This is a genomic window from Jeotgalibacillus haloalkalitolerans (genome assembly GCF_034427455.1).
GTDB lineage: Bacteria > Bacillota > Bacilli > Bacillales > Jeotgalibacillaceae > Jeotgalibacillus > Jeotgalibacillus haloalkalitolerans.
Genome location: NZ_JAXQNN010000001.1, coordinates 147,596 through 161,503 on the forward strand (window position 1 = coordinate 147,596; position 13,908 = coordinate 161,503).

General features: G+C 47.3%; 12 protein-coding genes. 11 read left to right on the forward strand and 1 reads right to left on the reverse strand.

Features of this window, described 5'->3' with window-relative positions; genetic code table 11:
• The first annotated feature begins 2 nt into the window (after positions 1–2).
• From UFB30_RS00730 to UFB30_RS00750, 5 genes are all read left to right on the forward strand, one after another.
• Positions 3–947, forward strand: coding sequence for a hypothetical protein (locus tag UFB30_RS00730; protein WP_322419756.1), 945 nt, complete (start codon positions 3–5; stop codon positions 945–947).
• Between the two features lie 23 nt (positions 948–970).
• Entirely contained in the window at positions 971–2,245 is a 1,275-nt protein-coding gene (fahA, locus tag UFB30_RS00735) for a fumarylacetoacetase (RefSeq protein ID WP_322420525.1), read from the forward strand.
• A 14-nt stretch (positions 2,246–2,259) separates the two neighbouring features.
• Complete coding sequence (locus UFB30_RS00740; protein ID WP_322419757.1) at positions 2,260–3,411, forward strand: homogentisate 1,2-dioxygenase; 1,152 nt, start codon at positions 2,260–2,262, stop codon at positions 3,409–3,411.
• 150 nt (positions 3,412–3,561) lie between these two features.
• Entirely contained in the window at positions 3,562–4,992 is a 1,431-nt protein-coding gene (gene nhaC / locus UFB30_RS00745) for a Na+/H+ antiporter NhaC (protein WP_322419758.1), read from the forward strand.
• Positions 4,993–5,007: 15 nt separating this feature from the next.
• Complete coding sequence (locus UFB30_RS00750; RefSeq protein ID WP_322419759.1) at positions 5,008–5,337, forward strand: YerC/YecD family TrpR-related protein; 330 nt, start codon at positions 5,008–5,010, stop codon at positions 5,335–5,337.
• Between the two features lie 257 nt (positions 5,338–5,594).
• On the opposite strand, the gene UFB30_RS00755 is transcribed toward UFB30_RS00750, so the two are convergent.
• Complete coding sequence (locus UFB30_RS00755) at positions 5,595–6,794, reverse strand: MFS transporter (protein ID WP_322419760.1); 1,200 nt, start codon at positions 6,792–6,794, stop codon at positions 5,595–5,597.
• Between the two features lie 225 nt (positions 6,795–7,019).
• Here UFB30_RS00755 and UFB30_RS00760 point away from each other — a divergent pair, with 225 nt between their 5' ends.
• Genes UFB30_RS00760 through UFB30_RS00785 form a run of 6 tightly spaced genes read left to right on the forward strand, consistent with a single transcriptional unit; the run spans position 7,020 to position 13,786 of the window.
• The gene (locus UFB30_RS00760) at positions 7,020–8,822 is read left to right on the forward strand and encodes an IucA/IucC family protein (RefSeq protein ID WP_322419761.1); all 1,803 of its coding nucleotides are present in this window, start codon (positions 7,020–7,022) and stop codon (positions 8,820–8,822) included.
• Positions 8,797–10,521, forward strand: a complete 1,725-nt coding sequence (locus UFB30_RS00765) for an IucA/IucC family protein (protein ID WP_322419762.1) — start codon at positions 8,797–8,799, stop codon at positions 10,519–10,521. The genes UFB30_RS00760 and UFB30_RS00765 overlap by 26 nt, the downstream gene beginning before the upstream one ends.
• Entirely contained in the window at positions 10,509–11,741 is a 1,233-nt protein-coding gene (locus tag UFB30_RS00770; protein WP_322419763.1) for an AMP-binding protein, read from the forward strand. The genes UFB30_RS00765 and UFB30_RS00770 overlap by 13 nt, the downstream gene beginning before the upstream one ends.
• Complete coding sequence (asbD, locus tag UFB30_RS00775) at positions 11,738–12,010, forward strand: petrobactin biosynthesis protein AsbD (RefSeq protein ID WP_322419764.1); 273 nt, start codon at positions 11,738–11,740, stop codon at positions 12,008–12,010. The genes UFB30_RS00770 and asbD overlap by 4 nt, the downstream gene beginning before the upstream one ends.
• Positions 12,003–12,977 (forward strand): DUF6005 family protein, encoded by a 975-nt coding sequence (locus UFB30_RS00780; protein ID WP_322419765.1) that lies wholly within the window; start codon positions 12,003–12,005, stop codon positions 12,975–12,977. The genes asbD and UFB30_RS00780 overlap by 8 nt, the downstream gene beginning before the upstream one ends.
• On the forward strand, positions 12,974–13,786 hold the full coding sequence (locus UFB30_RS00785) for a sugar phosphate isomerase/epimerase family protein (protein WP_322419766.1): 813 nt from the start codon (positions 12,974–12,976) through the stop codon (positions 13,784–13,786). The genes UFB30_RS00780 and UFB30_RS00785 overlap by 4 nt, the downstream gene beginning before the upstream one ends.
• Positions 13,787–13,908 lie beyond the last annotated feature (122 nt).

Consider the following 13,908-nt stretch of genomic DNA (forward strand, 5'->3'; position numbering starts at 1 on the left):
CTGTGAAAAAACTGATGCCGAGTACCAAGGCTTATTTCTCTCAAATCATTGATTACGCCGGTCTATTTCCGCCGGCGCAGCTTTCTTTAGATCAGGCGATCCGCAACTACGCCGGTTATCAGCAGAACGCGGATGCCTGGATGCTTGGCCGGTTTGTGATTCCGGTGGGAAGGATCACTGAGCTCGAAGCTTACCTGCATCTCTTTTCAAAAGACAGGAAGCTGGATTTATCAGTTACGGGAAGACCTGCTGCCACTGTTGAAACGTGGTTTGAGCAGCTTTATTCAGACATGAAGCTGCTCAATGATTTCACAGCAGAGCACAGCGGCCTGATAACAGTCTCCATGCTTGAACTGCCGCTGCCGACAGGCGTTCCAGCGCCATCTTTTTTTAAAAAGGTTGCGGATGAAACACCAGAGGCACAGCTGTTTTTTGAAATGACAACACCGCTCCACAGCAGGGAATGGGAGCAGGATCTCATCGGAACACTTGATAGCATCAGCGACTACAACAAGTCCGCTAAACGGATAGCCGGCTTCAAGCTGCGAACGGGGGGCGTGACAGCAGATGCTTTTCCAACCGTTGAGCAGACTGCATTTGTCCTTAAAGCCTGCAGTGACAGGGATATTCCGCAGAAGTTCACAGCAGGTCTTCACCACCCGGTCCGTATGTATCGCGAGGAAGTCCAGACTGAGATGCATGGCTTTTTAAATGTATTTACAGCGGGTATGCTGTCACGGGTTTATCATATGAAACAAAATGAAATCGCTTACATAATAGCGGATCAGACCCCGCATTTTACATTCAGCTCAAGTGAACTTGGTTGGAAGGAGCTGCGGATTCATACGGAGCAGATCGCACAGCTCCGCAGCTCAGCGCTTTATTCATTTGGCAGCTGCAGCTTTGATGAACCGCGGGAGGATCTGCAGCTGCTTCAGTTATTGTAAGCAGGAAAGGAAGGTCAGAATTGATGAGGTCATTTATCGAAACGGATGCAGCATCGCATTTCCCAATTCAGAATCTGCCCTATGGAGTGTTTCAGCCTTCAAACGGTGAACCGAGAATTGGCGTTGCAATTGGGGAATATATATTGGATTTATCAGTAATAGAAGCTGAAGGTTTATTTAAGCGTGCGGGACTGAAGGAAGAACATCTCTTTGATCAGCCTTCTCTCAATGCGTTTATGAAGCTTGGAAAGCCTGTATGGAAGCTTGTAAGACAGGAGGTTCAGCGTCTTTTAGATGAACATGAGCCTGAACTGCGTGATCATCGTGACTTACGTGAAAAAGCGCTTGTACCGATGAAGGAAGTCGAGCTTTTACTGCCGGCTCAAATTGGTGATTATACTGACTTTTATGCGTCAAAAGAGCATGCAACAAATGTCGGGACAATGTTCAGAGGCAAAGAGAATGCCTTAATGCCGAACTGGACGCACCTGCCTGTCGGTTATCATGGGCGGGCGAGTTCAGTTGTGGTGAGCGGAACGGATGTACGCCGGCCAAACGGTCAGATGAAGAAGCCTGATCAGGAATTTCCTGTCTACGGTCCGAGTCAGCAGCTGGATATTGAGCTTGAGATGGGCTGGTTTATCGGACCGGGCAATGAGCAGGGGAAGCCGGTTGCAATGGCTGGTGCGGAGGATCAGATCTTCGGGCTCGTACTAGTCAACGACTGGAGTGCCAGGGATATTCAGGCGTGGGAGTATCAGCCGCTCGGTCCATTTTTAGCGAAAAGCTTTGCAACATCTGTCTCACCGTGGGTTATTCCGTTAGAAGCGCTTGAACCATTCAGAGTGAGCGGACCTGAACAGGATCCGGAGCCGCTCGGTTATCTGAAGCAGAGTGGAGCGGGATCCTTTGATATTAACCTTGAAGTGTTTCTGAAAGGACGTGGAATGGAAAAGTCACAGCGGATTATCTCAACAAATTTCCGCCACCTTTACTGGAGTATGGCGCAGCAGATCAGCCATCACACAGTAGCGGGTTGTAACTTGAGACCCGGTGACCTCCTTGCTTCAGGCACAATCAGCGGACCTGAACGTGAGCAGCGGGGAAGCTTCCTGGAATTAACGTGGCGCGGGACCGACCCGATTCAGCTTGCAACGGGTGAAGAGCGCATCTGGGTGGAGGATGAAGATGAAATCACCATCACCGGCTGGTGCCAGGGTGACGGCTACAGAATCGGCTTTGGTGAGGTGACAGGAAAGATTTTACCAGCTTTAGTTGCTGCAGATATGATGAAGTAGGAGGTTGTTAAGAGATGCCTTTTTATAAGCAAATGGGACAAATACCAAAGAAAAGACACACGATGTTTAAAAAAGAAGACGGGTCACTGTTTCGTGAACAGGTCATGGGGACGAAGGGATTCTCAGGGATCCAGTCCATTCTCTATCACCATTACCCGCCGACAAGCATGATCGAATCTGAACTGCTTGGCAGCTGCGCCGTTGAATACGAGGAGCAGCAGGGGCTCGCACCGCGCTTGATTGATTCGCCTGATCAGCAGGGAGATACAGATGCTGTTTCAGGAAGACAATACGTGCTTGGTAATGACGATGTCTTAATCGGTATTGCAAGACCAACCAAAGCAATGGATTACTTTTACCGCAACGGCGACGGTGACGAAGTATTATTTGTCCATTACGGTTCCGGAAAAGTGGAGACAACCTTCGGGACACTGGCTTACAAGCCCGGCGATTATATCGTGCTGCCGATCGGTACGATTTACCGTGTTGTACCTGATGAAGGGGACACAAAATTTCTCGTGATCGAAACGAACAGCTGGATCACAACGCCAAAGCGCTACCGCAACGTTCACGGTCAGCTGCTTGAGCACAGTCCTTTCTGTGAAAGAGATTTCCACGGACCTGAGAAGCTTGAAACACATGATGACAGAAATGAGTATCATGTGAAAACAAAATCCCGGGGGTTCATGCACCTGCATACATTTGGTCACCATCCGCTCGACGTTGTCGGCTGGGATGGCTACCTGTTTCCATACACCTTTAACGTCAGTGATTTTGAACCAATCACCGGACGCGTACATATGCCGCCGCCGATTCACCAGACATTTGAGGCAAATAACTTTGTCATCTGTTCATTTGTGCCAAGGCTCTATGACTACCATCCGGAAGCCATCCCGGCACCTTATTACCACAGTAATGTTGACAGTGACGAAGTCCTTTACTATGTAAAAGGGAATTTCATGAGCAGAAAAGGGGTCAAGGAAGGATCGTTTACACTTCATCCTTCAGGCATTCCGCACGGCCCTCACCCGGGTAAAATCGAAGCAAGTATCGGTAAAAAGGAAACAACAGAACTCGCAGTCATGATTGATACCTTCCGCCCGCTAAAGGTGGTTAAGCAGGCACACCAGTTTGAGGATCGGGATTATAAGTATAGCTGGAAATAGCGATGACAGGGGGGACCAGTGCACTTTCCCCTGGTACTCTGTTGAAGTTAGATGTAAAAAAATGATTGTTTTTACATGATTAGCAATTTGTGCAGTGATCGAGATTAGAAAAATGATAGCGCTTTTTGACAAGCGCTCAGGAGGAGTAGAATGAAAACACGCAAGCCGTCATTTTTAATTTCTGTTCTGTTAATCGTCTTTCTTACCTTTGTGTTAGGTGTCAGTATTCTGCATTATCAGGTCGCACCGCAAATTCCAATCCTGATTGTAGCGTCTACGGTTGCGATCTACGGCTATTTGATCGGCTTTAAGTGGAAAGAGATTGAAGGGGCAATGGTAAAGGGCATCTCAGCAGGATTATCTTCCATTCTGATCCTCTGTCTGATTGGCGTTGTGATTGGTGTATGGGCATTAAACGGCACTGTACCAACGATGTCTTATTATGGACTAGTTATTTTGTCACCTCAATTTTTCCTGTTATCCGCTGTTGTTCTTTGCGTGGTCGTTTCCGTGATGACAGGAAGCTCATGGAGTGCGATCAGCACAATGGGTGTGGCGCTGATGGGTGTCGCATATGGAATGGATATTTCACCTCTCATGACTGCAGGTGCGGTTGTCAGTGGCGCAATCTTCGGTGATAAGATTTCACCGCTGTCTGACACGACGAATCTCGCATCAGCCATTGGAAAAGTGGATATTTTTGAGCATATCCGTTATATGCTCTGGACAACCATCCCGGCACTTTTGATCACAATGGGTATCTTTACAGTCATCGGTCTTGATTCAAGATTTGTTAACCCAAACCTGACTCAAATCGAAGAAATGATCACAATTTTACAGGGACAGTTCCCGCTAAGTGCAGTCACGCTGCTGTCACCACTCGCGATTATCATCCTGGCGCTGAGAAAGGTTCCGCCTATCCCGACGCTGATCTGCGGGTTATTTATCGCAGTTTTAACGGCATTCTACACCGCTCCTGAAGCAACGCTTGGCGACATTATGGCAGCTGCACACTTCGGCTACACAGCTGAAACCGGTGTAGAAGCAGTCGACAGCCTGTTATCACTCGGCGGCCTTGCCAGCATGATGTTTGGTGTATCGATCATCCTGGTCGCACTGGCACTCGGCGGCCTCATTCAGCTGATCGGGTTCCATCAGGTCATCATTGAAGGCATCTCAGGCTTTTTAAACAGAAAAGGAAATGTTATTTTGACAACGGTACTCTCCTGCATTGGCGTAAACGTGGTAATCGGCGAAGCCTATCTATCCATTATCCTGCCTGGACAAATGCTTGAATCCTCTTACAAAAAAGTGGGGCTGCACCCGAAAAACCTTTCAAGAACGCTTGAAGATGCAGGTACAGTTGTTCACCCGCTCGTTCCATGGGGTGTATCCGGTGCATTCATTATGTCTACGTTAGGCGTGGGAGTAGGATACGCGCTATTCAGCTTCTTCTGTATCATCACACCGATTCTTGCCGTGATTTTCGGCTACACCCGGTTCCTCGCTGTTCTTCCGCCTGAGGGAGCAGGGGAGGTCTATGCGGAAGATGAAATTGATGAAAAGAAAATGGTGCTTTGATTGGGGATCGTCCATATGAAAACAGACAGAGAAAAAACGAACCGCGAACAGTTTTTCGCGGCACTCGTTTCACTTGAAACAACTGAAGAATGTCTCGCTTTCTTTGAAGACATCGCCACCGGCAAAGAACTCGAAGCCTTCATCCAGCGCTACCAGGTCGCCAGGCGGCTGATCAACGGCGACACCTATGAAACGATTGAGCTTGAGACCAATGCACGTTCAAGTATGGTGTCCCGGATCAAGCGGTGTCTGAACAGGGAAGACAGCGGTCTGCGGGCGGTGGTTTTGAGGGAGATGAAGGAGAGTAGTAGCGATCCGGCAGCGACACAGCGGTGGCGGAGTTGAGTGAGTTGTTTATCATGTTAAAAGCTAACCGGCTGAACCCTTCCTGAGTATACAGTAACCCCCGGCTGAGCGGTCAGCCGGGGGTTTTGAGTGGTGTGTGGTGTAGGTCTTTTTACGCTATTTCCTGAAAGTGGTGCGAAAAGTCATGAACCACCGGGGTTTTCTCATGAACACCAACTTTTATTTCCTGAACCACACGTATTATCTCATGAACATCAGCCGAAATCTCCTGAACCATTTTAATCCAATTTGATACACTAACCTCCGTCCCCCTGTATCACCCGCAAACCCCGCACCCGCATCAAATACCCAAACGCCAGAACCAATGACAACAAGCCATACCCAAACATCATCTGCTGAAGCGCCAGTGTATCAAGCAGCAATCCGGTCACGATCAGGATGAACTGATAAATAAAGTCATCGAGCATCCCGCGGAATGAGAAGAATCTCCCGTGGTAAGGGGACGGGATGGTTGTCTGGAACATCGTTGTTGCGAGTGGAAAGAAGCTTCCTACAGCAAATCCGAATAGGGCAAACGCGAGCAGTGCAACAGGTGCATAAGTCACATAGATCAGCATCAGCTGCGAAAGACCGATCAACATAGCAAAAGCAAACAGACTTTTCGCGGGCATGCTGTGATCAAAGCGCCTGACAAACAGCGTGCCCAGAATAAAAGCAACTCCTTCAATTGTATATAGCCAGCCCTTCACAGCAGGGTCTTCAAGGATTTCGCTCACATTAATAATAATCAGGTTAAACCCGCCTATAAATAAAAGGGGTGCGAGCGTAAGCAGCATCGTCGGAATTACAGCCGGATGCTCACGTATAACTGGAAATACCTTCATAAAACCACGGCTTTGTTTTTCTTCGTGCACTACCCGGCCTGCTTCTTCTTGTTTCTCATCAATTTTTAACTGCATCGTTAATAAAAGCAGCACTGTATAAGCAATTCCTGCGATGATATACAGCATCGTCAGGGACATCAGGCTGAGAAAAATACCGGCCGCTGCTGTACCTGCAATACGCGACAGCGTGGATATATTCATATGTAATCCGTTGACTTTTACAAGCTCGCTTTCCTCAGTAACGAGTGGAATGGCAGCCTGAAGTGCGGGGAAATAGAAGGCTGCTGCGATATTGATTGAGATCAAAAAGGCAATCATCCATACAATAGAGCCTGTCTCAATGGCGATCAGCATAAAGCCTGTACTGATCAGCCTTCCGACCCCTGCATAGAGCATAATCGTTTTCTTTTTCATCTGATCAACAGCTTTTCCTGCAAGCGGGCCAAGCGCAATGCCAGCCAGAATACCGGTTGCCAGTATCAGTGATTTATGAAAATCAGACGGGATTTTATCCTGCATAAACGCAAGATCTCCAATAATCCCAAGCCATAATCCAAACCCTGCAATAAATTCTCCAACGAGTAAAATCCATATATTTTTATTTTTTATCAACTGTATCAGCCCTTCTTCATGAAATTAGACCTATTGAAAATGATAATCATTTTCAATTATAATGAGAACGCGAATAAATGAAAAGAGCAATTTTCCCTAACGAGGAAATGGCAGGATGCTGATTGATATCAAAACGGACAGCCTTTTACTTAGAAAAGGTTATTTTTTCACCTTCTATTGAGAATGATTATCAACAAATGTGGGAATGAAAGGAATGGTGAGGTTATGACAGATCATGCAAAGAGGATTGCAGAAAAAGCTTCATTCCAGGCGTTTATGAACAGTTATTTGCGGGAGACTGATATGGGCGTCTGGTGCTGTGTGGATCAGTGGAGGCGTCATCATCAGCTGCAGGAGGGTGCTCAGATGATTGAGCTTCACCTGCCTCATCAGGCGCTCCGGTACGGACTTGAGGTGACGTATGCATCTACAGCAGTCGGCAGGCATCAGTTCGGCCGTGTATTTGCTTATCGTCCTCATACAAAAAAGTGGGAGCAGACAGATTATTTCACTGTTATGATTCACGCCATTCAGGAGCTTCATTTTAAAGAAAAAGGTACGCATTATGATGAACTGCTTGTCCGTCTGCTCGACAGCTGCCATACAATGACCGGCTATATTGAGAAGCGGCTGGGGGATGCAGATCGGCTGTATGATCCCCGGCAGACATTTATTGAATCTGAACAGTCACTGCTGTTTGGTCACTGGCTGCACCCGACACCTAAAAGCAGGCAGGGGATGGCATCCTGGCAGCATGACCGGTTCGCGCCGGAGCTGAAAGGTTCTTTTCAGCTGCATTATTTTGAAGTACATAACAGTTTGATTGAAGAAGATAGTCTTTTACATAAAAAAACGAGTGAGCTGCTGATGGAATCAGTCAGACACGCGCTTCCGGAGATGAAGGCTGCTGAAGGTTGCAGTCTGATTCCGATGCATCCACTGCAGGCAGAGTGGCTGCTGCAGCAGGATGACGTGAAGGCCTTCATTCAGCAGGGCACGCTGAAAAGTCTTGGCACATTTGGTACTGCATACACAGCTACTTCATCATTTAGAACGCTATACGCCCCTGAGGAGGACTGGATGCTGAAGTTTTCCATTCCTGTTAAGCTGACGAATTCTCTGAGGGTTAACAAGCGTCATGAATTAAAAGCAGGGATGACGATGGCAAAGTTGATGCGCAGGCTGCCATTTCTTACAGCATATCCGGATTTCCACATGATAGAAGACCCGGCGTACCTAACGTTAAACCTTCCGTCAACAAAGGAGTCAGGCTTTGAAATGATTATCAGATTCAACCCTTTTTCAGCAGCTGAAGGAAGCGGCAGGGGTATATGTTCTATTGCATCTTTAACACAGGATCCGGTTCCGGGTGAGCATTCCAAGCTGTCCAGAGTGATCACGCAGCTTGCAGATACTGCACAAGCTTCTGCTGAATCAGTCAGTCTCAAATGGTTTGAGCGCTACTGGTATCAGGCAATTGAACCGCTGATCCATCTATATGATGAGTATGGAATTGCACTTGAAGCACACCAGCAGAACAGCCTGATCGACCTCTCCACGGGTTATCCATCAGCCTATTACTACCGGGATAACCAGGGCTATTATTTAGCTGAATCTGAAAAGCAGCAGCTGCTTGAAATTGAGCGTGATCTGGCAAGAGCGCCGGAGCTGTTTTATACAGAATCGCTGATTGAAGACCGCTTTACTTATTATGCGTTCATGAATCAGCTGGCTTCTGTGATCTATCGTTTTGGGGCAGATGGTCTGATCAGTGAAAGTGAGTTGATTGACTGGGTAACGGAGCGGTTTGAGACGCTCGAAAAGGGTTTGTCTAATCGCGGAAAGCGCTTTGTATCAAGACTTTTAAAAGCTGAAAAATTGCCTTGTAAAGCTAACCTGCTGACAAGATTACATGATGTTGATGAACTGGAGGAAGCGCTTGAGCAGGCGGTTTATACCTATGTAAAAAATCCATTCGCAAAAGAAGGAAAGGGGCATGCATATGCAGATGTATCAATCAGTGTCTGATCCGCATACTCATCGTGTGACCAGGCAGCTTGTGGAGGCGTTGCTATTTGAAAGTCTGATTCCTTTTCAGGAGGTGCGGTCGGATGAACCGGCTGAATCGTGCTTTGTTATGCATGGACGGCACAGGAACTATGAATGTCGCGGAAAGAGATCGGCTTTTAACCGTGTCAGGCTGACAGGGCCGGTTGTATATAAGGAGAATAACAGAACGATCCAGGCAACGCTTGAGGATCTGCTGCAGGATTTTATTCCTGAAGAAAAAGCAGGTGCGCTGCGGACTGAATGGATGCAGACGATCGCACTCAGCAGATGGAATGATCAATATGCAGTTCCGTCTTTATCAAGGAGGGAATTGACGTTTGAAGCGCTTGAATCACAGCTGATTGAAGGGCATCCCTATCATCCGTCCTATAAAGCGAGAACCGGTTTCACAATAGAGGATCATGAAAAATACGGTCCGGAAGCAGGGCAGACGTTTCAAGTCATCTGGACAGCAGTCTGCCGTGAGATCACGTCAGTTTGTATTACTGTTGATGAATCGGAATTTTGGCAGCGGGAGCTTGGTACTGAAGGCTGGCAGGCTATTTTACAAGAAATGAAACGCCAGAATCTCGATTTGACGCATTATACCCTTCTCCCTGTGCATCCGTGGCAGTGGGAGGCGCTGCAGGATGAGCTGGGTTCTCTTTTAGCTGAAAAATTGATGATCCGGCTGGATGTGGAAAGTGAGTATTATACGGCTACGCAGTCTGTCAGAACACTCATTAATCAGAGGGATTACAAAAAAGCGCACCTGAAGCTGCCAATGAATATGGTGAATACCTCTTCACTGCGTACCCTGAACCCGGAATCCGTCTGCGCGGCGCCTGCGATTTCAGCATGGATTGATAGAGCGGTGCGTGCTGATGCCTTTTTAAAGGACCGGATGATTGTGTTAAAGGAATATGCAGGTGTGATGGCAGAGGCAGGTTCTGCTGCATTAACCGGACAGCTTGGTGCGATTTGGCGTGAAAGTCTGTCAGCGTATTTATCAGAGGGTGATGAGGCGGTCCCGTTTACAGCGATGTGTGTAACAGAGCGTGATGGTGAGTTATTTATTCAGCCGTGGCTGGATCAATATGGCATAGAAGCCTGGATACAGCGGCTGATTGAAGTGGCTGTGATTCCTGTATGGCACTTACTTGTTGCGCATGGGATCGGATTAGAAGCGCATGCACAGAATATGGTGCTGGTCCATCAGAACGGCTGGCCGCAGCGGATTGTCCTGCGTGATTTTCATGAGAGTGTGGAGTATACAGAAGCATTTGTCAACGACTTACACGCTGTTCCGGATTTTGAAAAGATTCACCCTGGATTTAAAGGTGCACCGGATGATCAGTTTTACCGAATGGCGAATGTAGAAGCATTGCGGGAGCTTGTGATGGATACGCTGTTTATTTTTAACCTTGCAGATCTTTCGTATGTGCTTGAGCAGCAGACCGGATTTGAGGAAGAGCGCTTCTGGCGTCAGGTAAATGTACGAATTGCTGAGCATATCAGTTCATTTCCGCATTTACAAAAGCGCCACGCAGCACTGGGAATGGAGCAGCCGGTCATTTACACAGAATCACTGCTTAAAAAGAAGTTGATCTCCGGTGAACACAGACATCTGGTGCCAAATGAATTTGAGAGAAAGGAAGCGTCAGCATGCTCTATATAGATGACCAATTTTACAGTCAGGCAGATCTTGATAAAAGATTTGAAATCTTCAGGGGGATGCCTGAGCTGAGAGAAAATGAAGGAAAGCGGATCGCTGTCTGTCTGGATGATCCGTTTGAATGGATTGCCCTTTGTCTATTTATGAAACAATCCGGCGGCACTGTAATGCCCATTCATGCGTCAACACCAAAGGATGGCGCGGTGCAAATGGCAAATCGGGCATCCTGCACTGTTTTGTTTTATGGAGTCCTGGATTCACCGCTTTACCTGGAAAATGAATCAGCGGATGAAGAAGGCGGGCTGCTTCAGATGAGTTCCGGCACAACGGGAGCTCCGAAATGTATCAAACGTTCGTGGGGCTCAATTGATGAGGAGCTCGAAAGCTATGTGAAGGTGCTGCCTGCGGGATCAGACGTGCCATCACTTGTTGCGTGCCCTGTCTCGCATTCATATGGTCTGATCTGCGGCGTTCTGGCCTCTTTGGCGCGTGGGGCACAGCCAGTCATTCTGTCAGGTATGAACCCGGCTTATCTATTGAAAAAAGTGAAGGCTCATCAGAAACATCTATTTTATGCCTCTCCCGTTCTTTTACATACAATGGCACGCCTTGCGAGGGGTGAAAAGGTGTTTGATCAGGTCATGACCTCAGGGACAATGCTTCCTTCTGTCTGGTTTGAAAAAATCAAAGAGGTGTCAGGAACTGTACTTCAGCAGTATGGCTGTTCTGAAGCGGGATGTATCAGTATCAACCCTGACGTCACATCCACTGGTGAAATGGGCTATGTGCTTCCACATCTGGAAGTAACAGCCGGTCTGCCGGGACATCCTCAGGAAATCGTGGTGACTAAAAAGGAAGAAGTGATTCACACGAAAGATCTCGGAGAACTTGATCATGGGATGCTCACATTTATCTCAAGACTTGATGACACGATTAACGTGGCGGGACTGAATGTGTATCCGCAGGAAGTGGAGGATGTGCTGCTGCGGGCATCGGGCGTAAATGATGCAGTTGTCCTGAAAAAGCCCAGCAGACTGTCAGGAGAAAATGTCTGTGCGTACTATAATTCAACTGAAGAATTGGCTGAATCAGAACTGCGCGAATGGTGTCTCAGATATCTCGCGCCTTATCAGATTCCAGCAACATTCATGAAAGTAAACGAAATCCCAAAGCTTGCAAACGGAAAAGTAAGCAGAAAACAAGTATCGGAGCTGTTTGTATGACAAAAGAAGCGTATATCAACCTGATCGAACGCTTAATCAAAGAAGAACTCGAACTCGCGGCAGCAGATTCATTTCACCCGCATGCCCGATTGAATGAAGATCTCTATATCGATTCTGTGATGATGCTTGAACTGATCCTCTGTCTTGAATTAGAAGCGGGTGTTTCTATCCCGGATGAAGCCATTTCACCAAAGGATTTCTATACAGTCGACAGCCTGGCAGACTTTTTAATGCGGCAGTCAGAGCGGGAGGGAGCCACGCATGATTAAAGTTCACTGCTTTGTCAGCTGCGTCTGCGAAGCGATCAAAAAATCAACAAATGCAGATCACAGACCCTATTATTTTGGTGTGTGGGATGCAGATTTTGACGTGCTTGAAGACGGTACGATTACCTATCATTCATCACGGATTGATCATACTTTTTTCAAAACATGGTATGAAATGCTTTATGGCATCAGGCTTCGTGAGTGGTATGATCCCTCAAAAAATAAACGTGAAAACATTCAGGAAATGCTATGGCTACTGGACGGAAAATCAGATGATGAGTATTTGATGGTGATGCTGGATTTATCTAAACTGCCTGAGCGTGAAAACAAATTTCACCAGTCACCATTTCCGCATTATGTCATGCTCGAAAAAACGGATGACGAAGATCAATGGATGATGCTCGACCCTGACTTCAGATGGGAAGGTGTGCTGCCGAAAGACCGTATTTTACAGGCGATAGAAGAGCCGGCTGTAGGAGGCGGTTATCTGTTTGACGCGTCTGAAGTCGTTACACCAGGTCCTGAAACAGTGGAAGCGTATTTTAATACGTGTATGAAGCTGAATGAAAATCCGATTCTTGATGCAGTGAAACATATCGTTACTTCTTATACAGAAGGAGAGCGGGGGCCCGTTTCAAAGCTGTCAAAAGTACTGAAGCAGCTTCCGGTCCTTGCCATCAGAAAATATGCCTATGAACATGCCTTTGCGTACTTCTGGAATGAGCTTCAGCTGGATGAAGATGAATTTGAAGCATGGTGTGATGAAATTGAGAAGCTCGAACGCGGCTTCACAACAATTCAGTATCGCGCGATGAAATATGCAAAAACAGAAGACCCTGAAGTGGCTGAGACGATTTTTCTAAAAATAGATGAACTGCAGTCGATTGAATTCCGCATTAAGCAGGGGCTTCAGGAAAGCTTTGAAGCCTGGATGAAAAAACAGGTCAGGGAAGAGGTGACAGCAGGATGAAGCTATCAATCTGTACGATTTCATTTCGCCACCATCTGCTCTCGATTGATCATATTGCAGACTGGGCAAAAGAACATCATTTTGACGGGATTGAACTCTGGGGCGTCCATGCCAAAAACCTGGCTGACAATCCGGCATACGGAGAAGCGTGGATAAAAGATAAAGGGCTTTATATCAGTATGATCAGTGACTACCTGCCATTAGAGCTTGATACAGACCGGATGCTTGAAGAAACAATGAAGCTTTCAAAGCTTGCCAAACGCTGGGGCACACACAAGATTCGGACGTTTGCCGGAAAGAAAGGAAGTGCAGAGACAACGTCTGAGGAGCGTGCCGACTTGGTACACGCACTCCGCACAGTCTGCTGCTACCTTGATGCAGAAGGTCAGCAGGCAATCGTTGAGACTCATCCCGGCACGCTGACAGACAGCCTTGAGTCGACCATTCAGCTGATGGAAGAAGTCGATCATCCGGCACTAAAGGTGAACTTTGATGTACTCCACATCTGGGAATCAGGCGCCGATCCGGCAGAAGCACTTCGAAAACTTCAGCCGTACACTGCCCATTTTCATTTGAAAAACATTACGGCGAAAAAACATCTTGGTGTTTTCGCACCACATAATGTCTATGCAGCAGCGGGTTCAAGAGAGGGTATGACGCCATTAGCTAAAGGTGCAATCGACTATGAGAGGTTTCTGCGTCTGCTCTCGCATGATGCGGAGGCATCGCTTGAGTGGTTTGGCCCGAATGTGAAAGAGGTTCTTGAGATGGATGGTGTGATGGTGCGTGAAGGGATTTTTGCGGTTTAAATGAGTGTACAGTTAACCCCCGGCTGAGCGGTCAGCCGGGGGTTTTTTGCGAATAGGTCTTTTTACATGATTCTACGAAGGTCGTGCATTTAGTTACGAACCACCCGGGTTTTTCTTTGAAC

Excerpts from the sequence above, each read along its gene's own strand:
- UFB30_RS00780 (WP_322419765.1), top strand. The coding sequence starts at position 12,003 with ATGATTAAAGTTCACTGCTTTGTCAGCTGCGTCTGCGAAGCGATCAAA.
- UFB30_RS00765 (WP_322419762.1), top strand. The coding sequence starts at position 8,797 with ATGCAGATGTATCAATCAGTGTCTGATCCGCATACTCATCGTGTGACC.
- asbD (WP_322419764.1), top strand. The coding sequence starts at position 11,738 with ATGACAAAAGAAGCGTATATCAACCTGATCGAACGCTTAATCAAAGAA.
- UFB30_RS00750 (WP_322419759.1), top strand. The coding sequence starts at position 5,008 with ATGAAAACAGACAGAGAAAAAACGAACCGCGAACAGTTTTTCGCGGCA.
- UFB30_RS00760 (WP_322419761.1), top strand. The coding sequence starts at position 7,020 with ATGACAGATCATGCAAAGAGGATTGCAGAAAAAGCTTCATTCCAGGCG.
- UFB30_RS00740 (WP_322419757.1), top strand. The coding sequence starts at position 2,260 with ATGCCTTTTTATAAGCAAATGGGACAAATACCAAAGAAAAGACACACG.
- nhaC (WP_322419758.1), top strand. The coding sequence starts at position 3,562 with ATGAAAACACGCAAGCCGTCATTTTTAATTTCTGTTCTGTTAATCGTC.
- UFB30_RS00785 (WP_322419766.1), top strand. The coding sequence starts at position 12,974 with ATGAAGCTATCAATCTGTACGATTTCATTTCGCCACCATCTGCTCTCG.
- UFB30_RS00770 (WP_322419763.1), top strand. The coding sequence starts at position 10,509 with ATGCTCTATATAGATGACCAATTTTACAGTCAGGCAGATCTTGATAAA.
- fahA (WP_322420525.1), top strand. The coding sequence starts at position 971 with ATGAGGTCATTTATCGAAACGGATGCAGCATCGCATTTCCCAATTCAG.